This is a genomic window from Phytohabitans kaempferiae, from assembly GCF_042433955.1.
GTDB lineage: Bacteria > Actinomycetota > Actinomycetes > Mycobacteriales > Micromonosporaceae > Phytohabitans > Phytohabitans kaempferiae.
In genome coordinates this window covers 150,618-171,294 of the sequence record NZ_JBHLUH010000004.1, presented here as the reverse complement: position 1 = coordinate 171,294, position 20,677 = coordinate 150,618, and the positions used below count along the sequence as shown (strand labels likewise).

Here is a 20,677-nt window from a genome sequence, read left to right as displayed (position 1 = left end):
GTACAGGATGTTACGTGTTGCCGGGCAAGTAGGCTGATCTGCATGTGGCAGGCCGAGGTCCGGGTCGACCTGGACGCGATTCGCGACAACGTGGCTCTGTTGCGCGCCGGCACCAGCGCCGAGGTCATGGCGGTGGTCAAGGCGGATGCGTACGGCCATGGAATGCTGCCCGCGGCTCGAGCCGCTCTCGAGTCAGGCGCGAGCTGGCTCGGTGTCTGCACGCTCGACGAGGCGCTCACGCTGCGGCGGGCCGGCATCACCGCGCCGGTGCTCGCGTGGCTGCTCGCGCCGGGGCTGCCGCTGCACGAGGGGGTCGCAGCCGGCGTCGACCTGGGCGTGGGGAGCCTCCCGCAGCTCGGCGAGATGATCGAGGCGGCCCGCGTGGCCCAGCGCCCCACGCGGGTACACCTGAAGATCGACACGGGCCTCGCCCGCGGCGGCGCGACACCGGCCGACTGGCCGGCACTGGTCGAGGCCGCCGCGAAGGCCGAGGCCGACGGACTTGTCGAGGTCATCGGGGTGTGGAGCCATTTCGTGTACGCGGACGCGCCCGGCCACGAGACCATCGAGCGCCAGCTCGACGTCTTCCGTGCGGGCGTGGCCACCGCCGCGCGCCTCGGGGTCAGCCCGCCCTACAAGCACATCGCCAACTCGGCGGCCACGCTCACCCGCCCCGACGCCCACTTCGACCTGGTGCGTCCGGGCATCGCGATCTACGGCCTCTCCCCGGTGGCCGGCGAGCGCTTCGGGCTCCGCCCCGCGATGACCGCCCGCGCGCGGGTCGTGCTCACCAAGCGCGTACCGGCCGGGCAGGGCGTGTCGTACGGGCACACCTACCACACCGAGCGGGAGACGACGCTCGCCGTGGTGCCGCTCGGCTACGCGGACGGCGTGCCCCGCCACGCCTCCAGCTCCGGCCCCATCGAGCTCGGCGGCAAGGTGCGGCGGATCGCCGGTCGGGTCTGCATGGACCAGGTGGTGCTCGACTGCGGCGACGACCCGGTGTCGGCCGGCGACGTGGCGACGCTCTTCGGCCCGGGGGAGCACGGCGAGCCCACCGCCGACGACTGGGCCGAGGCGGTCGGCACGATCAACTACGAGATCGTGACCCGCTTCGGTGGCGTGCGGGTCCCACGCGTGTACGACGGTGGAGGTGCCGCGTGAGCGAGCAGGCGAGCAAACCAGGGGAGGCGGCGTGAGCCGGCGTGAAGGGCTGGCCAGCCGGTCGATGCGCAAGCGCGCCGGCCTGCTGGGCGCGGTCGTGGGCGTCGCCGCCGCCGGTGTGGCGGCCGGTGTCGTGGCCGAGCGGGCGCTCGTCCGCCGCTCGAAGCGCACACTCGACGACCCGTACGTGGACGAGGAGTTCGGCCACCTCGCGTACGACGAGGCGCTGACCGTCACCACCGCCGACGGCACCGACCTGTACGTCGAGATCGTCGAGCCGACCGACGGCGTGGAGTTGGACGCCGGGTTCGTCGCCGACGTGACCGGCGCGATGACCTCGCTGGAGCCGACCCTCGTCTTCGTGCACGGATTCTGCCTCGACATGGGCACGTTCCACTTCCAGCGCAAGGAGCTGACCCGCCGCGGCGACTACCGGATGGTCTTCTACGACCAGCCGGGGCACGGCCGCTCGGGCCGGCTGGAGTCCGGCGAGTACGAGCTGCCCGCGCTCGGTGAGGCGCTCCGCGCGGTGCTCGACGAGACCGTGCCGGACGGGCCGATCGTGCTGATCGGCCACTCGATGGGCGGCATGACCATCATGGCCTTCGCCGAGCAGCATCCGGAGTACTTCGGCGACCGCGTGGTGGCCACCGCGTTGATCTCCACGTCCGGCGGGCGGCTGGAGGAGACCAAGTTCGGGCTGCCGGCGCTGATCTCCCGGGCCGGTGCGCCGCTGATGCCGTTCGTCAACACCGCGACCCGACTCAGCGGCGGCGTGATCGACCGGGCCCGCCACGCCTCGTCCGACCTGGCCTGGCTGCTCACCCGGCGGTACGGCTTCGGCGACACCAGGCCGAGCCCCGCGCTGGTGTCCTATGTGGAGCTTATGAACTCGCGCACCTCGGCCGAGACCGTCGCCCGCTACCTGCGCACGCTCTACACGCACGCCCGCTACCCGGCACTCAAGGCGCTGCGCTCCGCGCCCACGCTGGTCATCGTCGGCGACAAGGACATGATCACGCCGGTGACCCACTCGGAGGAGATCCTCCGCCACGTGCCGGACGCCGAGTTCGTCAAGGTGCCCGACAGCGGCCACGTGGTGATGCTCGAACACGCCGACGAGGTCAACGCCGTGCTCATCGCGTTTCTGGAGAAGCTGACCGCGTGACCACACTGTCCACTGTCACCGATACGGAAGACTTCGGGCGGCGCCTCGCTGGCGTGCTGCGCGCGGGTGACCTCGTGCTGCTCACCGGCCCGCTCGGCGCCGGGAAGACCGCGCTGGTCCGGGGTATCGGCGCCGGCATGGGCGTACTCGGCGACATCACCTCGCCCACCTTCGTCATCGCCCGTGTGCACCGGCCCGATCCGGAAAAGGGCGGCCGCGTCGCTCTCGTACACGCGGACGCGTACCGGCTAGGCTCTGCGATCGACCCGCGGGCGGAGATCGACGACCTCGACCTGGACGCCTCGGTGGACGACTCGGTCACCGTGGTGGAGTGGGGCGAGGGCATGGTGGAGCAGTTGTCCGACGCGCACCTCCAGGTCCGCATCGAGCGCCGCGACGACGACTCCCGCGAGGTCCGACTTGAGCCCCACGGTGGGGACTGGACGGCACGCGTGGAGGATTTGTGACTCTCGACCTGATGGCGCTCCTGCCCTCGCCCTGGCGCGACGTGGTGGCACCGCACCTCGACCCCGCCCGCGTGGCCGAGCTGGGCGCGTTCGTCCACGCCGAGTACCAGGCCGGGCCCTGCTTCCCGCCGCTGGACGACCTCTTCTCGGCATACCGCCTCTGCGTGCCGGACGCCTGCCGCGTGCTGATCCTGGGGCAGGACCCGTACCACAAGACGGGCCAGGCGCACGGGCTGAGCTTCAGCGTGCGGCCGGGCGTCTCGGTGCCCCCGTCGCTGCGCAACGTCTACAAGGAGCTCGCCGCCGACCTCGACGTGCCCCCGTCCCGTTCCGGAGACCTCACCGGCTGGGCGGCCCAGGGCGTGCTGCTGCTCAACGCGGTGCTGACGGTCCGCGAGGGCAAGCCGGGCTCGCACGCCAACAAGGGCTGGGAAGACTTCACCGACGCCACGATCCGCGCGCTCGACGCTCGCCCGGAGCGGGTGGTGTTTCTGCTGTGGGGTGGATACGCCCGCAAGAAGGCCGAGCTGATCACCAACCCGGCGCACGTGGTGCTCGAAGCGGGCCACCCCAGCCCGATGAACCCGCGCGGCTTCCTGGGGAGCCGCCCCTTCAGCGCGACCAACAAGGCCCTCGCCGACGCCGGCCTGGAGCCCGTCGACTGGTCGCGGCTATAATCTAGTCTGTCTAGACAGATAGTTTCAGGGGGTGGGCCATGCGCTGGCAGGTCCAGGAAGCGAAGCAGCGGTTCAGCGAGGTGCTCCGCGCGGCGGAGGCGGGCGAGCCGCAGATCGTCACCAAGCATGGCGAGGAGATCGCCGTGGTCATCGACATCGCTGAGTACCGCCGGTTGCGCGGCGAGTCGGTCGGCTTCATGGACTATCTCCGGACCGGTCCGCTGCTTGAGGAAGACCTGCCGATCGAGCGTTCGCGCGACGAGCCGCGCGAGATCGACCTGGCCGGTTGAGCCGTGACCTACCTGCTGGATACCAACGTCGTTTCGGAGCTCCGCAAGGCCAGGCCCGATCCGCACGTGGTGGCCTGGCACGAGAGAAACGCGACGGCTGACGTGTTCATCAGCGCCCTGGTGATCGGGGAGATCCGGCGGGGCATCGAGCGTATCTGCCCCCGCGACCCGCAGCAGGCGGAGGCGCTGGATGGATGGCTCACCGGGCTGGTTCGGGCCTACCGCGACCGGATACTGCCGGTGACGGCCGATATCGCCGACGAGTGGGGCCGGCTGGCCGTGTCTCAGCCACCGCCCGCGATCGATGGTCTGATGGCCGCGACCGCGCTGGTCCACCGGCTGACGCTCGTCACTCGCAACGTGGCCGACGTCGCCCGCACGGGGGTAACTGTGGTCAACCCCTTCGAGCCGGCTGGCGCGTGAGAGCGGTGGGCGGCGAGGGGTGCGGAGCGCCCGGATAGGGTGCATATCGTGCTCGTACTGGTGGTGGACTCGTCTACTCCGGCCGTCACGGCCGCGCTCGCGGAGGTGACCGACCGCGGGGTCGTCATGCGTGCGGAGCGGCGGGCCGTCGATGCCAAGGCGCACGGTGAGCTGCTCGCGCCCGCGGTCGACGCGGTGCTCGGCGAGGGCGGTGCCCATCCCCGTGAGCTGGGCGCGATCGTGGCCGGCTTGGGGCCGGGGCCGTTCACCGGGCTGCGGGTCGGGCTGGTCACGGCGGCCAGCATGGGGCAGACGCTCGGCATCCCCACGTACGGCGTCTGCTCGCTCGACGCCCTCGGCCAGGCGGACGCCACCGGACGCGTCCTGGCCGCCACCGACGCGCGGCGCAAGGAGATCTACTGGGCCGTGTACGAGGCGGGCGCGCGGGTCACCGAGCCCGACGTCGACCTGCCCGGCGCGGTCGCCGAGCGGGTCGCGGCGCTCGGTGTGGGCGCGGCCGTGGGGGAGGGCGCGCACCGGTACGCGGACGTCCTCGGGCTGCCCGTGCGCGACGAGCCGAGGTATCCGCCGGCCGCCGCACTCGTGGGGCTCGCCGCCGAGCGGATCCGGGCGAAGCTGCCCGGCGAACGCCTCACCCCGCTGTACCTCCGCCGCCCGGACGCCGTCGCGGCCGCCGGGCGCAAGCCGGTCCTGCGATGAACCTGGGGCGCCTGCGCTGGTGGCACATCGAGGAGGTACTCGCCATCGAGGCCGACCTCTTCGGTGCCGAGCAGTGGTCGGCGGCCATGTTCTGGAACGAGCTGGCCAACGGCCACCACTATCTCGTGGCGACCGGCGACGGCGGGGAGATCCTCGGCTACGGCGGCCTGGCCGTGCAGCCGCCCGACGAGGCGTGGGTGCAAAACATCGCGGTACGTCGGGACGCGCAGCGCCGGGGCATCGGCCGTACCTTGCTGGAGGCGCTGCTGGCCGAGGCGGCACGGCGCGGCGTACGCAAGGTGCTGCTGGAGGTCGCCGTCGACAATGGACCGGCGCAGAAGCTTTACGGCGCCTACGGATTCGAGGCGGTCGGCATCCGCCGCGGGTACTACCAACCGAGCAACACCGACGCCCTGGTGATGATGAGACACGATGACTGAGCCGCTGGTACTTGGAATCGAGACCTCGTGTGACGAGACCGGCGTGGGGATCGTCCGCGGCCACACGCTCCTCGCCGACGCGCTGGCGTCCAGCGTGGACGAGCACGCGCGCTTCGGTGGCGTGGTGCCCGAGGTGGCCAGCCGCGCCCATCTGGAGGCGATCGTGCCGACGATGGAGCGGGCGCTCAAGGATGCCGGCGTCACGCTCGCCGACATCGACGCGATCGCCGTGACCGCCGGGCCCGGTCTCGCGGGCGCGCTGCTCGTGGGGGTCGCGGCCGCCAAGGGGTACGCGCTCGCGGCGGAGAAGCCGATCTACGGGGTCAACCACCTGGCCGCGCACGTGGCGGTGGACACATTGGAGCATGGGCCGCTGCCCGAGCCGGCCATCGCGCTGCTGGTCTCGGGGGGACACTCGTCGCTGCTGGAGGTCGACGACCTCGCCACCGGTGTGACCCCGCTCGGCGCCACGATCGACGACGCGGCGGGGGAGGCGTTCGACAAGGTGGCGCGACTGCTCGGCATGCCGTTTCCGGGCGGGCCGCCGATCGACCGGGCGGCACGTGAGGGCGACCCGGCGGCGATCCCGTTTCCGCGCGGGCTCACCGCGCCCAAGGCTGGGCCCGATGGAAAACCGAGCGCCGCGCACCGCTTCGACTTCTCGTTCTCCGGATTGAAGACCGCGGTGGCCCGGTGGGTCGAGGCGCGCGAGCGGCTCGGCGAGCCGGTGCCGGTGGCGGACGTGGCGGCGTCGTTCCAGGAGGCGGTCTGCGACGTGCTGGTCGCCAAGGCCGTCGACGCCTGCCGCGACCGCGGCATCGAGACGCTGGTGATCGGCGGTGGTGTCGCGGCCAACTCGCGGCTGCGCGCGATGGCCGAGGAGCGCTGCGCCAGGCACGGCATCACGGTGCGCGCACCGCGTCCCAAGCTCTGCACCGACAACGGCGCGATGGTGGCCGCGCTCGGTGCGCATCTCGTCGCGCGCGGTGTCGCCCCGAGCCGGCTCGACCTTCCTGCCGACTCGGCCATGCCGTTGACGATTGTGAGCGTGTAGTGTCCGGCGACGTGATCGTGCGGATGTGGGAGGTACGCGGCGAGCCCACCAGGTTCACCGACCTCATCGCGTGGGTGTGCGAGACGGCGCTGCCGCGCGTCGAGGTCGAGCCGCTCCACATCTCCAGCGAGGTCTTCTCCTCCACCGACCACCGTGTCGTGGTCGTGTCGAAGTGGCGCAGCGCACCGGTGCCGCTGCCCGACCCGCCGAAGGAGCTGGTCGCCCGGCCGGCTCACGTGTGGGACTTCACCCAGGTCGACCGCTGAGCCGCGCGCCGGTCGGCTGACCCGGCCGGCGGACGTGGGGTCTGCCAGTTCGCTCCCACCGTGGCCGCTAACTGACGCGCCCCGCGAAGGCGAGGATGATCTGCTGGATCGCGCTCACGTCGTCGCGTTCCACGAACGTCCGCCCGCCGGTCACCTTGGTGATCTGCTCCAGCGCGCTCGCGTCCGCCTTGGGGCCGACCGCGATGGCGAGGACGGGCAGGGGGCGGTCGGGGCGCGCGGTCGCGCGGAGCTTGTCGAGCAGTTGTTCGAGGGAGAGCCCGGAATCGTCCTCGTTTTTGCCGTCGGTCATCACGACGACCATGTTTTGGGCGTTCGGCTTCCACGCCTTCTGCATGCGTTCGTACGCCGCGGCGATCGTGTCGTACAGGCCGGTGTCGCCGGAGGCGCGCAGCCCCTGCACCGCACCGGCCACCGCCTGGCGCCGAGGTACGCCGTCGATGAGACCGCCGGCCGGGCCGGGCGCGACCAGTTCGCGGTAGTCGGTGGTCGGCGTGAGGTCGGTCGCGAAGGCCCAGAGCCCGATGACCGTGCCGTTGTTGAGCAGCCCCGCGCCGGCGATCGCGGCCTTCTGGATGAGCTGTAGGCGGGACTGGTCGGTGCCGGGCACGGTGTCGTTCATCGAGCCGGAGACGTCGAGCAGCAGCAGCGCGTTGTTGGAACGCTGGAGCACGCCCCAGACGCCGAGCATCTGGGTGAGCGCCTCGGCGGTGGCGTCGCGCTCCGGCTCGGCGATCGCGTTCTGGAAGCCGCGCTCGCCGTTGAGCATCTCGGTGTCGCGCGTGGCGTGGGCGGTGTCCCGGAAGCCGGCCGCCTCGTACGCCTGGCGGCTCTCCGGCTTCTGGAGGTGGGCGAGGAGGTCGGCGGCGGCCTTGCGGCGTACCTCGTCGACCCACGGGGCGCGCAGCACCGCGAAGGGGTAGTCCGCGTACGCCGCGCCCTCCTTGGGGTAGATCGGCACGAGTGGTACCCGTGGTGAGGCCGCCGAGTACAGGGCCAGCTCCCGCTCCAGCACCGGGATCGCGGCGGGCAGCGTGGCGAGGTCACGCTCGCCCGCGTCGGAGTACTGGCGCAGCAGCGCGGCCGGGTCTTCGGCGGTGACGGAGGTGAGCTGCGAGGCGGAGAGCGCGATGTACAGCTCGTCGTTGGTCTGCTCCTGGTTGTTGTCCGGATCCATGATGGTCATCGCGGCGGCCAGCCCGGCGCCCGAGCGGGTCGGGTCGGCCATGCCGAGCCGCATCGCGCCCCACTGCGGCTGCCCGTACGCGGCCCAGGTCTTGCCGCCCTGGAAGGCCCCGATCAGGTCGGTCCAGCCGAGCGCCCGCTGGGGCCAGCCGAGCGCCTCGGCCATCGGCCGCTGCATCCCGATCACGGTCGGCGAGGTGGCGAGGCTCGCCGGCTTCTCCTGGGGCAGTACGCCGGCGGCGTCCGGGCGCCCCGCGGCGAGCGAGAGCCACGCGCTGAAGTCGGGGGTCCACACGTCGGGGCGGGGCCCGTCGCGCGCCTCGTCCCAGCCGGGGCCGATCGAGGCGGCCACCGCGCCGGAGGGCATCGCCCGTACGGTGGCGGAGACGCAGCGGCCGTCGACCGCGGGCAGGGCGTCGTTCCACCGGTCGGTGAGCTCGTTGACGATGGGGTAGTGGTCGGGCGAGGCCACGACGCTGATCTGGACGGGCGCGCCGGTGCAGCCCTCCTCGCCACCGCCCAGCTGGAAGTAGCCCACAGTCCCGCCACCGACGGCAAGTGCCACGGCGCCCGCGGTCACGGCCATCCGACCGGAACGGCTGGAGCGCCGATGCCGAAGGACCGAATCCGCCATGCCTGTTCACCCCATATCGCGATGACGCTCAGCGATATCACAACCGCATTAAGTACACGGTGATGACTTATCGCCAGGTTGGTTGCACAGTGATACGAACATACGGTCCCGGGGGGTTGGGTTGGTGGCCATGACGGTCACAATCCGGCAGGCCAATGGTCATTTTGGGGGACGGTGTACGTGACTCGAACGGTGGGAGGCCGTTACCGGCTGTATGAGTTCCTGGCAGGTGGGGATACGGGGGAGGTGTGGCAGGCGCTCGATCTCGGCACTGACCGCACCGTGGCCGTCAAATTGTTGTATCCCGATCTCGCCGCGGACCGACGGCTCGCGGACCGGTTGACGCGAGCCAAAGGTGAACTCACCATGCTGTGGCATCCGAGTATCGCTCGGCTGCTGGACATAGTGGCGGAAGACGGGACGCTGGCGCTGGTTACCGATCTGGTACCCGGCGTCGACCTGGGCCGGCGGCTCGCGCGTGAGGGGGCGCTCGACGCGGCCAGGGCTTCGGCGGTGGCGGCCGCCGTGGCCGACGCGCTGAGCACCGCGCATCAGCGGGGCGTGGTGCACGGCGATCTGAAACCATCCAATGTGGTCATTCCGGCGGGCGGCCAGGGCCCGGCGCGGGTGACGGACTTCGCGGTGATGCTTCTGGTACGGGCCGGACGCCGGTACCCGGAGCCCTTCGACCGGCTGAGGTACCGCGCGCCCGAGGTGACCGACGGAGCGATGCCGCTGCCGCCCAGCGACGTGTACGCGCTCGGGGCGATGCTCGGCGAGATGCTGCCGGGCAATCCGCCGGCGCGGCTGCGGATGATCGCCGACGAGTGCCTGCGCCCCGATCCCGGTGCCCGGCCGTCGGCCGCCGAGATCGGCCAGGAGTTGGGGATGCTGGCCGCGCGGCTGGAGTCGTCACCGGCGCCGGTGACGCCGGTGGCCGCCGCGCCGATCGGTGCCGCGCCGACCCGGTCGCGTAGCCGGACGCGGGGGCGTGGCCGGGGCGGGCGCGGACCCACCTGGCTCTTCGGCAGCCCGGGCCGCATGGCGCTGCTGTTCGCCCTGGCACTCGCCCTGGTGCTCGGCGCTGTCGCGGTGACCCGCCCGTGGGAGCCGGCGAGCGACCAGGGGGGCGACGGCTCCCGCCCGCCGGCGGGCTCACCGGGCGGTGCCGCCTCCGCGACCGGCGCCTCCACGGCGCCTCCGCTGCCGGCGGCCGCTGGCGCGCACACGCGGGAGGGCGGGGCGGAGTTCGTCCGGTACTGGTTCAGCCTGCTCAACCACGCGCAGGCCACCGGCGACACCTCGGCCGTGACGGCGGTCGCGGCTACGGACTGCCCGGAGTGCGAGCAGGTGGTGACGGCGATCGACGCGGCGTACGACAGTGGTGGCTCGATGCGCGGCGGCGTGTACGTGGTCCGCAACGTCGCCACCAACGGCCTCTTCACGCTCGACCGCCCGATCTACGAGGCGACCCTCGACCGCAGCCCGCGCGCCACGCTCGACCGTACCGGTGTGGAGCGGGAGAGCCTGGCCGGACTGACCGTCGCGAACTGCATGGTGAGCCTGGACTGGGCCAGTGACCGGTGGCGCGTCGTGAGCGTGCCGACCGCTGGCTGCATCGCCTGAGCGAGCCGTACGTGCGGGCGCCGGGATCGCGTAAATCGGTGGAAGATCGCGAGTTGGCATCGTAACCTCGCCGTTACTATGCGCTCCCTGCCGGTCGCCGATCCCGGCGTGCCCGATCACCGGTCAGCCACTCGCTATCTGTGGTGGTTGGCCGTGCGTACGTGGCCGTCGTTGGCGGCGGGCATCGCCTGGGGCATCGTGTGGATGCTCAGCCAGGCGCTGACGCCGGCGGTGATCGGCAAGGCGGTGGACGCCGGCCTGGTCGACCGCGACCGGGAGGCCCTGCTGACCTGGGGCACTGTCCTTCTTGGACTCGGCCTGGTCCAGGCCACGACCGGTATCCTCCGGCACCGCGTGGCCGTCTTCAACTGGCTCGGCGCGGCGTACCGCACCGTCCAGGTCACGATCGCGCAGGCCAACCGTCTCGGCGCCACGCTGCCCAAACGGCTCGCGACCGGCGAGGTGGTCAGCATCGGCACCGCCGACATCAACCACATCGGCAACGCGCTCGACATCACCGCACGCGGCACCGGCGCCGTCGTCGCGATCGTCGCGATCGCCGTGATCCTCTTCAGCGCCTCGGTGCCGCTCGGCCTCGTGGTCGTCATCGGCGTACCGGTGCTGATGGCCCTCGTGGGCGGGCTGATCCGGCCGCTGCACCGCCGCCAGCAGGCATACCGCGACGAGCAGGGCCACCTCACCACGCGCGCCGGCGACATCGTCACCGGCCTGCGGGTCGTGCGCGGCGTCGGTGGCGAGGCGACCTTCGCGGCGCGCTACCGCGCCGATTCCCAGACGCTGCGATCCGCCGGGGTACGCGTGGCGCGCGTCGAGTCGGTGCTGGAGGCGGCCCAGGTGCTCCTGCCCGGTGCCTTCGTGGTGCTGGTCGTGTGGCTGGGTGCCCGGTTCGCGCTGCGCGGCGAGATCACGCCCGGGCAGTTGGTGGCGTTCTATGGATACGCGTCGTTCCTGGTCTCTCCACTGAGGACGATCACCGAGGCGATCGACAAGATGACCCGGGGTCACGTCGCCGCGCGGCGTGTGGTGGCACTGCTCGACCTCCGGCGTGAGCTGCCCGAGCCGGATCGTCCGGCCCGGCTTCCGGAGGGCGAGGGCGACCTGGTCGACGAGGAGTCGGGCCTGGTGGTCCGCCCCGGCCGGCTCACCGCGGTCGCCGCGAACGCGCCGGAGGAGGCGGCCGCCATCGCCGACCGCCTCGGGCGGTACGTCGACGGCGAGGTGACGCTCTGCGGCGTACCACTGCGGGACCTGCCACTCGCGACGGTGCGCGAGCGGATCCTGGTGGCCGACAACGACGGGCGCCTCTTCTCCGGGCCGCTGCGGGAGGAGCTCGGCGGCGACCCGTCGGGGCGCGACGACGAGCGGATCGCGGCGGCGCTGGCCGCCGCGAGCGCGGCCGACATCGTGGCGGCCCTGCCGCACGGGCTGGACACGGTGGTGGCCGAGCGGGGCCGCGAGTTCTCCGGCGGGCAGCAGCAGCGGCTGCGGCTGGTCCGGGCGCTGGTGACCGACCCGCAGGTGCTGGTGCTGGTCGAGCCGACCAGCGCCGTCGACGCGCACACCGAGGCGCGGATCGCCGAGCGGCTGGGCGTCGCGCGGGCCGGGCGGGCCACGGTGGTCTGCTCGACCAGCCCGCTCGTGCTCGACCGGGCCGACCACGTGGTCTTCGTCGAGGGCGGGAAGGTGGCCGCCGAGGGCAGCCACCGCGAGCTGCTGGCGACCGAGCCGCGGTACGCCGCGGTGGTGACCCGAGGGGAGGAGACATGAGCGAGCGCGGCGCGACGCCCGCCGGTGACGCGGGGCGGGCGACGGGCACGGCGCTGCCGGTGGCGGACGCGCGGCAGGTCCGGCGGTACGCCCGCGCGCTGATGCGCCGCCATCCCGGTGCGCTCGCCGGCGCGATCGGCCTGCACGTGCTCGCCGCGGTCGCCGGCCTGGCCGCGCCCCGGCTGATCGGTGACCTGGTCGAGTCGATCGAGCGGGGCACCACCACCGTGACCATCGACCGGATCGCGCTGGCGATCGCCGGCTTCGTGGTGGTGCAGGCGGTGATCACACGCTTCGCGCACATGGCCTCCGCGCGGCTCGGCGAGCGCGTACTGGCCGAGCTGCGGGAGGACTTCGTCGACCGGATCCTCGCCATCCCACTGTCCACGGTGGAGCGTGCGGGCACGGGCGACCTGCTGACCCGTACCTCCCGTGACGTCGCGGCGCTCTCCCAGTCGGTGCGCTTCGCGGTGCCGGAGACGCTGATCGCGATCGCGACCGGCGCCTTCGCGGTGGGCGCGCTGCTGCTCGTCGACCCGCTGCTCGGGCTGCCCTGCCTGGTCGCGGTGCCGATCCTGTGGGTCGGCACGCGGTGGTACCTGCGCCGCGCGCCCGCGGGATACCTGCGGGAGAACGCGGCGTACTCGGACATCACCGACGGCATCACCGAGACGGTCGAGGGCTCCCGCACCACCGAGGCGCTGCGCCGGCAGGATCGCCGCCGGCGGCGCACCGACGACGACATCCGCCGGCAGTACGCGGCCGAGCGGTACACGCTGCGGCTGCGTACCGTGTGGTGGCCGCTGACCGAGGTGGCGTACGTGCTGCCGGTGGTCGCCACGCTCGTCCTGGGCGGCTGGTTCTACCTGGAGGGCTGGGTCACGCTCGGCGAGGTGACCGCCGCGACGCTGTACGTGCAGCAACTGGTCGACCCGCTCGACCGCTTCCTGTCGTGGCTCGACGAGCTCCAGGTGGGGGCCGCCTCGCTGGCCCGCGTGCTGGGCGTCTCGGCGGTGCCGGAAGATCGTGCCACCTCGGGCGCGCGCCCCGAGGGCGAGGAGATGGCGGCGCACGACGTCCGGTACTCCTATGTGGAAGGACGAGACGTGCTGCACGGCGTCTCGCTCACGGTCGCGCCGGGCGAGCGGCTGGCGATGGTGGGTCCGTCCGGCGCGGGCAAGTCGACGCTGGGGCGGCTGCTCGCCGGCATACACGGGCCGCGCGCCGGCTCGGTCACCGTCGGCGGCGTGCCGCTGGTCGAGCTTGCCCTGGACGAGCTGCGTTCGCACGTCGCGCTGGTGACCCAGGAACACCACGTCTTCATCGGTACGGTCCGCGACAACCTCGTCCTGGCCCGCCCGTCGGCCGCCGATCGGGAGGTACGCGACGCGCTCGCCGCGGTCGACGCGCTGGAGTGGGTCGACGGCCTGCCGGGAGGGCTGGAGACGGTGGTGGGCGCGGGCGGGCACGCGCTCTCACCGGCGCAGGCACAGCAGTTGGCGCTCGCCCGGCTGGTGCTCGCCGACCCGCACACGCTGGTGCTCGACGAGGCGACCTCGCTGATCGACCCGCGGGCGGCTCGGCATCTGGAGCGCTCGCTCGCCGCGGTGCTCGAAGGGCGCACGGTCATCGCGATCGCGCACCGCCTCTTCTCCGCCCACGACGCCGACCGCGTGGCGGTGGTGGAGGACGGCCGGATCACCGAGTTGGGCTCGCACGCCGAGCTGGTGGCGGCGGGCGGCTCGTACGCGGCGCTGTGGCGGAGCTGGCACGGCTCGTAGCGACCTTTGTGCCTTGCAAAGGAGTCTTTGCAACGATAGCTTTGCAAACATGTCCGGGAATAACCAGGTCCGCCTCGATCCGACCTCGCTGCGCGGCGTGGCGCATCCGTTGCGCGTGCGCATCCTGGGGGTGCTGCGGCTCGACGGGCCCGCCACCTCCACCACGCTGGCCGAGCGGCTCGGCCTCTCCACCGGCGCGACCAGCTATCACCTGCGGCAGCTCGCGGCATACGGCTTCGTGGTCGAGGAGACCGGCCGGGGCGTGGGGCGGGAGCGCTGGTGGCGGGCCGTTCACAAGGGCACGGTGCTCGCCCAGGAGACGATCCAGGAGGCACCGGCCGAGTCGGAGGTCTACCGGCGGGCGGTCGCGACGACATACTCCGACAACATGGAGCGCTGGCTCGACGAGAGCCAGGTGCTCCCGCGGGAGTGGTGGGCGGGCAGCACGCTCAGCGACTGGCCGCTGCGGCTCACCGCCGCCGAGGCCGCGGAGCTGCGCCGGGAGCTGGGCGCGCTGATCGAGCGCTACCGGTCGCACTCCGCCCCGGACGCGCCCGAGGGGGCCGAGCTGGTCTGGTTGCAGATCCAGCTGTTGCCCTTCGTGCGGCGGGCCGAGGGCGGATGAAACGGGGCTTCGCCGGGCTGCTCGCCGCACAGGCGGTGTCCATGGTGGGCACGCGGATGTCGTTCGTGGCGCTGCCCTGGTTCGTGCTGGTCACCTCGGGCAGCGCGGGCCGCACCGGCCTGGTGGTGTTCGCCGAGATGCTGCCGTACGTGTTGGTCTGCGCGTTCGGCGGCCCGCTGCTCGACCGGCTCGGCCCCCGCCGGGTGAGCGTGTTCGCCGACCTCGGCAGCGCGGTCGTGGTGGCGGCGGTCCCACTGCTGCACCATGGGCCAGGGCTGGGCGTCGGCGGGCTGGTGGCACTCGTCGCGGTGCTCGGCACGCTGCGCGGCTTCGGCGACTCGGCCAAGCGCGTGCTGCTGCCGCAGACCATCGCCGTCGCCGGCATCGACGTGACCCGCGCGACCGGCCTGCACGACGGCGTCTACCGCCTCTCCTCGCTCCTCGGCCCGCCGATCGCCGGCGTGCTGGTCACCGCGTTCGAGGCGCCGGCCGTGCTGCTGCTCGACGCCGCCACGTTCGCCGTCGGGGCGCTGCTGGTCGCCGCGTTCGTGCCGGGCGACGCTGGGGAGCGGACCCGCGAGCCGTACCTGCGGGCGCTACGGGCCGGCTGGCGGTTCATCGGCCAGGACCGGCTGATCCTCGGCATGACCCTCCTGCTCTTCGTGACCAACCTGCTCGACCAGGCGTACTCGGGGGTGCTCGCGCCGGTCTGGGCACGCGAGGTGGCCGGCTCCGCCACCGCGCTGGGGCTCCTTTTCGGCTTCTTCGGTGCGGGCGCGGTGGCCGGCAACGCGGTCTTCGCGGTAATCGCGCCGCGGCTGCCCCGCTACGGCACGTTCGTGATCGGCATGCTCGTCGGTGGCGCGCCCCGCTTCGTCGCGCCGGCGGTGGCCGACGAGACCTGGGTCGTCTACGCGGTCGCGCTGGTGGCGGGCTTCTCGATCGCCGGCATCAACCCGGTGCTCAGCGCCGTGCAGTACGAGCGAGTGCCCGAGGCCATGCGCGCCCGCGTGCTGGGCATCACGCTGGCCATCGCGTGGGGCGGCATCCCGCTGGGCGCGCTGGTCGGCGGTTGGACGGTCGAGTGGCTGGGGCTGACCACGTCGTGGCTCCTGTTCGGCGCGGTCTTCCTGGCGGCGACGCTCGCGCCGCTCCTCCTCCCGGTGTGGCGCGAGATGAACCGGCGCCCGGCCGCATCGGCGGCTGCCGGTTTGGCCGCCTCGGCGGCTGGCGGGTCGGCCGCTGACGCGGCTGACGGGTTGGCTCCGTCGGCGGCTGCGCGCCGCGCGGTGCCGGTGCGCCGGGTCGGGGCTGAGGCCGAGGCGTCGGCCGCTTCAGCGGCTGAGCGCCATGAAGATCAGGAGCAGGATCAGGGCGACCCCGGCGACCGCGAAGATGACGAGCAGGTCCCGTCGGCCGGTGTCCGGAGCGGCGACGGCGGCGACCGGCTCGGCCGGTAGGTCGCGGGTCACCGCCTCCAGCTCGGCGAGCGTGCGGGCGGCGTAGGCACCGTCGACCCGCTCGGTGAACTCGTCCAGCGTCAGCCGCCCCGCCTCGGTGTGCCGCTGGAGCGCGTCGACCACGCGGTGCCGGTCATCATCGGACGCCCGAATCTCACCGCTCACCGGCTCAGGGTAGCCCCGCACCGCGCCCTCCGTCCGGCCCGCGGGCGGGGCCTGCGCCGCGCGGTCCAGGGCTGTGCCTCGCCCGCGCGGCTCGCTCGCCGTCGATGGCGCCGGTCGCGGAGCCGGCGCGAAACGGGGCTGTCAGCTGGAGAGCGGGTCGGCGAGGAGGCGTTCGAAGGCGAGTTCGGCCGCGCCGATCAGGGCGGCATCCTCGCCCAGCTTCGGGGTCCGCAGGCGGACGTGCTCACGGGCGGCGGTCAGGGCCATGCTGTTGAGCCGGCTGCGTACCTGCGCGGCGGCGGCGAGGTAGACGTCGCGGAGGGTACCGCCGAAGATGACCATCTCGGGGTCGAAGATGTTGACGAGGTTGGCGAGGCCGAAGCCGAGCCAGTCGCCGACCTGGCGCACGGCGGCCTGGGCGCTGGCGTCGCCACGGGAGGCGGCGTCGACCACGGCCAGTGCGGCGCCCCAGCCACCGTCGCCGTCGCGTCCGGCGGCGTTGAGCAGCGCGCGGTCACCGATCTCGGTCTCCCAGCAGCCGCGCGAGCCGCAACTGCACGGGCGGCCGCCGGGGAGTACCACCATGTGGCCGACCTGGCCGCCCTGTCCGGCGTGGCCGGTCAGCCGCCGCCCGCCGACGATGATGCCGGCGTCGACGCCGGCATCCCGGTGCAGGTAGATGACGTTGTCGCAGCCCACCGCCGCGCCCCGGGCATGCTCGGCCAGGGCGGCCACGTCGGCCGCGTTGCCCAGGACCAGCGGCCGCTCGGCGCCCAGCTCGGCGTTGAGGACCGCGCTCAGCGGCTCGGCCACCGCCGCGCTGTCGGTGCCGCCGCTCAGCCCCGCCTTGCCGTCGGCCCGCCGCATCATGCGCGAGACCGAGACGCCGCCGCCGACGTACACGGCGCTGTCCGGCACCGACTGCTGGAGGTCCTTGACGAACTCCGCGAGCAGCGGCACCGCCTCCGCCGCCGGCAGCCCGGAGGGCCGGTCGTCGGCCCGGTGGTCGAGCACCTGACCGCCCAGCCCGACCCGGGCCGCCCGCAGCTGGTCCACCTCGATGCTGAACGCGTAGGCGTACACGCGCTCCGACTCCGGCCGGACGACCAGCGAGGGTCGCCCGGCCCGGCCGGTCTCCCGGGGCGCCGCCTCCGTGACCAGGCCCGCGGCGGCCAGGTCGGCGGTCAGCGCCCCGATCGTGCTGCGGTTTAGGCCCAGCTCAGAGGTGAGCTCGGCGCGCGAGGTCGGGCCGTGGATGTGCACGTACCGCAGGAGCGCACCGAGGTTTTGCCGGCGCACCTCCTCCTGGCTTGGTCCCGTGCGCATCCGTTGCCCAGCCTCCCCGATGATCGACTAAAGGGCGCTACCTATGGCCTGTGGCAGCCGCCCGCTTGCGTGACAGGGCGTCCACGCCGGCGGCCAGCAACAGCACCGAGCCGGTGAAGACGAACTTCTGGCCGGAGCTGAGGTTCATGAGACCCATGCCATTGTCGATCACGGCGATCACCGCGCCGCCGAGGACCGCGTCCAGCACGCGACCCTTGCCGCCGAAGAGGCTGGTACCGCCGATGACCGCCGCGCCGACGGCGTACAGCAGCACGTTGCTGCCGCCCGTGTTCGGGTCGACCGAGCGGGACTTGCTGGCCAGGATGATGCCGCCGATCGCCGCCATGAACGAGCAGATCACGAAGACCGAGATGCGAATCTTGTCTACGTTGATGCCGGCTCGGCGGGCCGCCTCCCGGTTGCCGCCGACCGCGTAGATGTGCCGGCCGTACGCGGTTCGCCGCAGCACGAACGTCCAGACGATCAGCAGGACCGCGATGATCGGCACGACGATCGGCACGCCTTTGAGCGAGTTCAGCGCGGGGTTGATGCTCCGTTCGAGGTTGAGGAAGTAGACCGCACCGGCGAGGATCGCCACGAGCCCGCCGATCCGCGCGAGCACCACGGGCAGCGGCTCGGTTACCAGGCCGCGAGACGTGCGGCGGTGCACGCTGAGCAGCTGGATCGCCGCGTAGCCGCCCGCGATCAGCACCACCAGGAGCCAGCCCAGAGCGGGCGGGATGTTGCGGTTTTCGATCGCGATGATGACCTCGTCGCCGATCGAGACGTTCGTACCGCCCTTGATCAGCAGCAGCACGGTGCCCTGGAAGGCGAGGAACGCGGCGAGCGTCACCACGAACGACGGTATGCCGACCTTGGCGACCAGGAAGCCGAGCACCAGCCCGATGACGACACCGGTGGCGAGAGCGGCGAGGACCGCGACGTACCACGGGTAGCCGTGCACGGCCACGACCTGGGCGAGCACCGCCGCACAGACCCCGCTGGCGAAGCCGGCCGAGAGGTCGATCTCGCCGAGCAGCAGCACGAAGACCATGCCCATGGCGATGACCGCCACCGCCGCGCCCTGGGTGAAGAGGTTGGCGAAGTTGCCCGCCGAGAAGAACACCGGCCGCATCACGCCGAAGAAGACGCAGAGCACGACCAGGCCGAGCACGGCGGGCAGCGCGCCCAGCTCCCCGCCGCGGATCCGGGCGACGTAGTCGCGCGCATGGCTGGCGACCGTGGGCTTTGGCGTCACGGCCGCCGGCTCGATGTGTTGCGCCGTGATGGTCATTGCTGCGCTCCCGGGATGGTCGGATCCATGAGCTCGGCGCCGTTTTCCGCCGGGGGCAGGCCGAGGTTGCCACTGCGGCCGGCGGTGATCAGCTCGACCACCTGCGAGTGGGTCACGTCGGTGGTGCGGACCTGGGCGACCATGCGCCCCAGGAAGAGCGCCGCGATGTTGTCCGAGACGGCGAAGACGTCGTTCATGTTGTGCGAGATGAGCACGACCGCGAGACCGTTGTCGGCCAGCCGGCGGACCAGCTCCAGCACCTGCGCGGTCTGTGCCACGCCGAGCGCGGCGGTCGGCTCGTCGAGGATGACGAGCTTGCTGTTCCACAGCACGGCCTTGGCGATCGCCACCGTCTGCCGCTGGCCGCCGGAGAGGCTGGCGACGAGTTGGCGGAGCGACTTCACGGTGCGTACGGAGAGGCCGGCCAGGGTCTCGGCCGCCATCTGCTCCATGGTCGGCTCGTCCAGGACGAGGCCCGAGCGCTTCTCCCGGCCGAGGAACATGTTCTGCACGATGTCGAGGTTGTCGCAGAGCGCCAGATCCTGGTAGACGACCTCGATACCGAGCGCGGCGGCATCACGCGGGCCGTGGATGGTGACCGGTTTGCCCTCGAAGAGAAATTCGCCCTCGTCGCTCGTATAGATCCCGCTGATGCACTTGACCAGCGTCGACTTGCCGGCGCCGTTGTCACCGACGACCGCGGTGACCTCACCGGGCGGTACGGAAAAATCCACGTCTTGCAGGACCTGTACGGGGCCGAACCGCTTCACGATCCCGCGCGCTTCAAGCAGCGGTGTCACGGTACATCTCCTTAGCGTTGATCTAGGGCATACCGGCACCGAGGGGCGCCGATATGCCCTAGATCGACCGTATGGCAGGTCAGCTGATCCCGGCCTGCGTGCAGGCAGCGGCGAAGCTGCCCGTGCACAGCTCTTCCTTCGTGACGAAGCCGTCCGCGACGACGTCCTTCACGTTCTCCTTCGTGATCGCCACCGGAGTCAGCAGCACCGAGGGCACGTCCCGGCCGGACTCGGGGTCCTTGACCGTCTGCGACGTGCTCTTGCGCTCGCCCTTGGCCAGACCGATCGCCAGGTCGGCGGCGGCGTCGGCCTCCTGCTTGATCGCCTTGTAGACGGTCATGCACTGGTCGCCGGCGAGGATGTTCTGCAGGCCCTGGACGGTGGCGTCCTGGCCGGTCACCGGGACCTTGCCGTTCAGGTTGTTCTTCTTGAGCACCGAGATCACCGCGTTGCCGAGGCCGTCGTTCGCGGCCAGCACGCCGTCGATCTTGCCCTTCTGCTGGGTCAGCATCTGCTCGAAGAGCGTGCCCGCCTGGTTGTTGTCCCAGTCCGGAACCCACTGGTCCGGGCCCTTGACGTACTCGCCGGCGTCGTACTTCGGCTGGAGGATCGAGTCGTACCCGTTCTTGAACAGGGTCGCGTTGTTGTCGGTCTGCGAGCCGTTGAGCTCGGCGACGACCGGCTTCTGCGCGTTGGCGGCGGTCAGGCACTTGACCAGGCCCTCGCCCTGGAGCTTGCCGACGGCCTCGTTGTCGAAGCTGACGTAGTACTCGGCGGAGCCGCCCAGCGTCAGCCGGTCGTAGTCGATCGTGGCGACACCCTGCGACTTCGCCTTGTCGAGGACCGCCTTGCCGGTGCCGGAGTCGAGGTTGACGATCATGAGGACCGTCGCGCCGTTGGTGATCATCTGGTCGGCCAGGGTCTGGAACGTGTTCTTGTCGCCCTGGGCGTTCTGGATGTCGTACTGCACCCCGGCGGCCGTGAACGCCTCCTCGAGGTACTTGCGGTCGGCGGTCTCCCAGCGGTCGGAGGACGCGCTGTCGGGGAGGATCACGCCGATCTTGGCTGTCTTGCCGCCGCCGTCGGTGCCAGAGCCGGTGTCGCTGCCGGAGTCGTCGCCACACGCGGCGAGCGACCCTACCGCCAGCAGGCTGGCGGCAGCGATGGAGAGGATCCCTTTGCGCATTGCATGGGCCCTTTCGTCCAAGTGTGGTTGTGGTGGGTGTGTCGCGCGGCGTGGCGCGGTGGGCGTCCTTGGGTACGTACTTTTGTTGTGCCCGGCAACGTATTTCGGCATCGAGCGGTA

Annotated in this window: 20 protein-coding genes and 1 pseudogene; 15 read left to right on the top strand and 6 right to left on the bottom strand. The window is 72.1% G+C overall.

The window, feature by feature from the left end:
• Positions 1 to 42 precede the first annotated feature (42 nt).
• The 10 genes from alr to ACFFIA_RS01835 all read left to right on the top strand — a co-directional run bounded on the left by alr (position 43) and on the right by ACFFIA_RS01835 (position 6,669).
• Positions 43 to 1,164, top strand: coding sequence for an alanine racemase (gene alr, locus ACFFIA_RS01880; RefSeq protein WP_377244278.1), 1,122 nt, complete (start codon positions 43 to 45; stop codon positions 1,162 to 1,164).
• Between the two features lie 64 nt (positions 1,165 to 1,228).
• Positions 1,229 to 2,332 (top strand): alpha/beta fold hydrolase, encoded by a 1,104-nt coding sequence (locus ACFFIA_RS01875; protein ID WP_377245657.1) that lies wholly within the window; start codon positions 1,229 to 1,231, stop codon positions 2,330 to 2,332.
• A complete protein-coding gene (gene tsaE / locus ACFFIA_RS01870) occupies positions 2,329 to 2,799 on the top strand; it encodes a tRNA (adenosine(37)-N6)-threonylcarbamoyltransferase complex ATPase subunit type 1 TsaE (RefSeq protein WP_377244275.1) in 471 nt (156 codons plus the stop codon). Before ACFFIA_RS01875 ends, tsaE begins: the two co-directional genes overlap by 4 nt.
• An 11-nt stretch (positions 2,800 to 2,810) precedes the next feature.
• Positions 2,811 to 3,476 carry a uracil-DNA glycosylase gene (gene ung, locus ACFFIA_RS01865; RefSeq protein WP_377245654.1) on the top strand — a complete coding sequence of 222 codons (666 nt, stop codon included), beginning with the start codon at positions 2,811 to 2,813 and terminating at the stop codon, positions 3,474 to 3,476.
• Positions 3,477 to 3,514: 38 nt separating this feature from the next.
• Positions 3,515 to 3,766, top strand: a complete 252-nt coding sequence (locus tag ACFFIA_RS01860; protein ID WP_377244272.1) for a type II toxin-antitoxin system Phd/YefM family antitoxin — start codon at positions 3,515 to 3,517, stop codon at positions 3,764 to 3,766.
• A gap of 3 nt (positions 3,767 to 3,769) precedes the next feature.
• The gene (locus ACFFIA_RS01855; protein ID WP_377244269.1) at positions 3,770 to 4,189 is read left to right on the top strand and encodes a type II toxin-antitoxin system VapC family toxin; all 420 of its coding nucleotides are present in this window, start codon (positions 3,770 to 3,772) and stop codon (positions 4,187 to 4,189) included.
• 48 nt (positions 4,190 to 4,237) lie between these two features.
• Complete coding sequence (tsaB, locus tag ACFFIA_RS01850; RefSeq protein ID WP_377244266.1) at positions 4,238 to 4,909, top strand: tRNA (adenosine(37)-N6)-threonylcarbamoyltransferase complex dimerization subunit type 1 TsaB; 672 nt, start codon at positions 4,238 to 4,240, stop codon at positions 4,907 to 4,909.
• Complete coding sequence (rimI, locus tag ACFFIA_RS01845; RefSeq protein WP_377244263.1) at positions 4,906 to 5,349, top strand: ribosomal protein S18-alanine N-acetyltransferase; 444 nt, start codon at positions 4,906 to 4,908, stop codon at positions 5,347 to 5,349. The genes tsaB and rimI overlap by 4 nt, the downstream gene beginning before the upstream one ends.
• Positions 5,342 to 6,403 (top strand): tRNA (adenosine(37)-N6)-threonylcarbamoyltransferase complex transferase subunit TsaD, encoded by a 1,062-nt coding sequence (gene tsaD, locus ACFFIA_RS01840; protein ID WP_377244260.1) that lies wholly within the window; start codon positions 5,342 to 5,344, stop codon positions 6,401 to 6,403. Before rimI ends, tsaD begins: the two co-directional genes overlap by 8 nt.
• A gap of 11 nt (positions 6,404 to 6,414) precedes the next feature.
• Complete coding sequence (locus ACFFIA_RS01835) at positions 6,415 to 6,669, top strand: hypothetical protein (protein ID WP_377245651.1); 255 nt, start codon at positions 6,415 to 6,417, stop codon at positions 6,667 to 6,669.
• A gap of 67 nt (positions 6,670 to 6,736) precedes the next feature.
• On the opposite strand, the gene ACFFIA_RS01830 is transcribed toward ACFFIA_RS01835, so the two are convergent.
• Entirely contained in the window at positions 6,737 to 8,452 is a 1,716-nt protein-coding gene (locus ACFFIA_RS01830; RefSeq protein ID WP_377244257.1) for a substrate-binding and VWA domain-containing protein, read from the bottom strand.
• Positions 8,453 to 8,680: 228 nt separating this feature from the next.
• Here ACFFIA_RS01830 and ACFFIA_RS01825 point away from each other — a divergent pair, with 228 nt between their 5' ends.
• The 5 genes and pseudogenes from ACFFIA_RS01825 to ACFFIA_RS01805 all read left to right on the top strand — a co-directional run.
• Positions 8,681 to 10,132 carry a DUF6318 family protein gene (locus ACFFIA_RS01825; protein WP_377244254.1) on the top strand — a complete coding sequence of 484 codons (1,452 nt, stop codon included), beginning with the start codon at positions 8,681 to 8,683 and terminating at the stop codon, positions 10,130 to 10,132.
• A gap of 78 nt (positions 10,133 to 10,210) precedes the next feature.
• Positions 10,211 to 11,920 (top strand): ABC transporter ATP-binding protein, encoded by a 1,710-nt coding sequence (locus ACFFIA_RS01820; protein ID WP_377244251.1) that lies wholly within the window; start codon positions 10,211 to 10,213, stop codon positions 11,918 to 11,920.
• A complete protein-coding gene (locus tag ACFFIA_RS01815) occupies positions 11,917 to 13,701 on the top strand; it encodes an ABC transporter ATP-binding protein (RefSeq protein ID WP_377244248.1) in 1,785 nt (594 codons plus the stop codon). Before ACFFIA_RS01820 ends, ACFFIA_RS01815 begins: the two co-directional genes overlap by 4 nt.
• A 49-nt stretch (positions 13,702 to 13,750) precedes the next feature.
• Complete coding sequence (locus ACFFIA_RS01810; protein WP_377244245.1) at positions 13,751 to 14,326, top strand: helix-turn-helix domain-containing protein; 576 nt, start codon at positions 13,751 to 13,753, stop codon at positions 14,324 to 14,326.
• A pseudogene (locus ACFFIA_RS01805) lies at positions 14,323 to 15,507 on the top strand (MFS transporter); the annotation flags it as partial. The gene ACFFIA_RS01810 and the pseudogene ACFFIA_RS01805, both read left to right, overlap by 4 nt.
• Before the next feature lie 153 nt (positions 15,508 to 15,660).
• On the opposite strand, the gene ACFFIA_RS01800 reads toward ACFFIA_RS01805, so the two are convergent.
• The 5 genes from ACFFIA_RS01800 to ACFFIA_RS01780 all read right to left on the bottom strand — a co-directional run bounded on the left by ACFFIA_RS01800 (position 15,661) and on the right by ACFFIA_RS01780 (position 20,557).
• Positions 15,661 to 15,951: a DUF1707 SHOCT-like domain-containing protein gene (locus ACFFIA_RS01800; RefSeq protein ID WP_377244242.1), complete on the bottom strand. Its 291-nt coding sequence runs from the start codon at positions 15,949 to 15,951 to the stop codon at positions 15,661 to 15,663.
• A gap of 141 nt (positions 15,952 to 16,092) precedes the next feature.
• Positions 16,093 to 17,277 carry an ROK family transcriptional regulator gene (locus ACFFIA_RS01795; protein WP_377244240.1) on the bottom strand — a complete coding sequence of 395 codons (1,185 nt, stop codon included), beginning with the start codon at positions 17,275 to 17,277 and terminating at the stop codon, positions 16,093 to 16,095.
• 37 nt (positions 17,278 to 17,314) lie between these two features.
• On the bottom strand, positions 17,315 to 18,571 hold the full coding sequence (locus ACFFIA_RS01790) for a sugar ABC transporter permease (protein WP_377244238.1): 1,257 nt from the start codon (positions 18,569 to 18,571) through the stop codon (positions 17,315 to 17,317).
• Positions 18,568 to 19,410 carry an ATP-binding cassette domain-containing protein gene (locus tag ACFFIA_RS01785; RefSeq protein ID WP_377244235.1) on the bottom strand — a complete coding sequence of 281 codons (843 nt, stop codon included), beginning with the start codon at positions 19,408 to 19,410 and terminating at the stop codon, positions 18,568 to 18,570. Before ACFFIA_RS01785 ends, ACFFIA_RS01790 begins: the two co-directional genes overlap by 4 nt.
• Before the next feature lie 40 nt (positions 19,411 to 19,450).
• A complete protein-coding gene (locus ACFFIA_RS01780; protein ID WP_377244232.1) occupies positions 19,451 to 20,557 on the bottom strand; it encodes a sugar ABC transporter substrate-binding protein in 1,107 nt (368 codons plus the stop codon).
• Between the last annotated feature and the right edge of the window lie 120 nt (positions 20,558 to 20,677).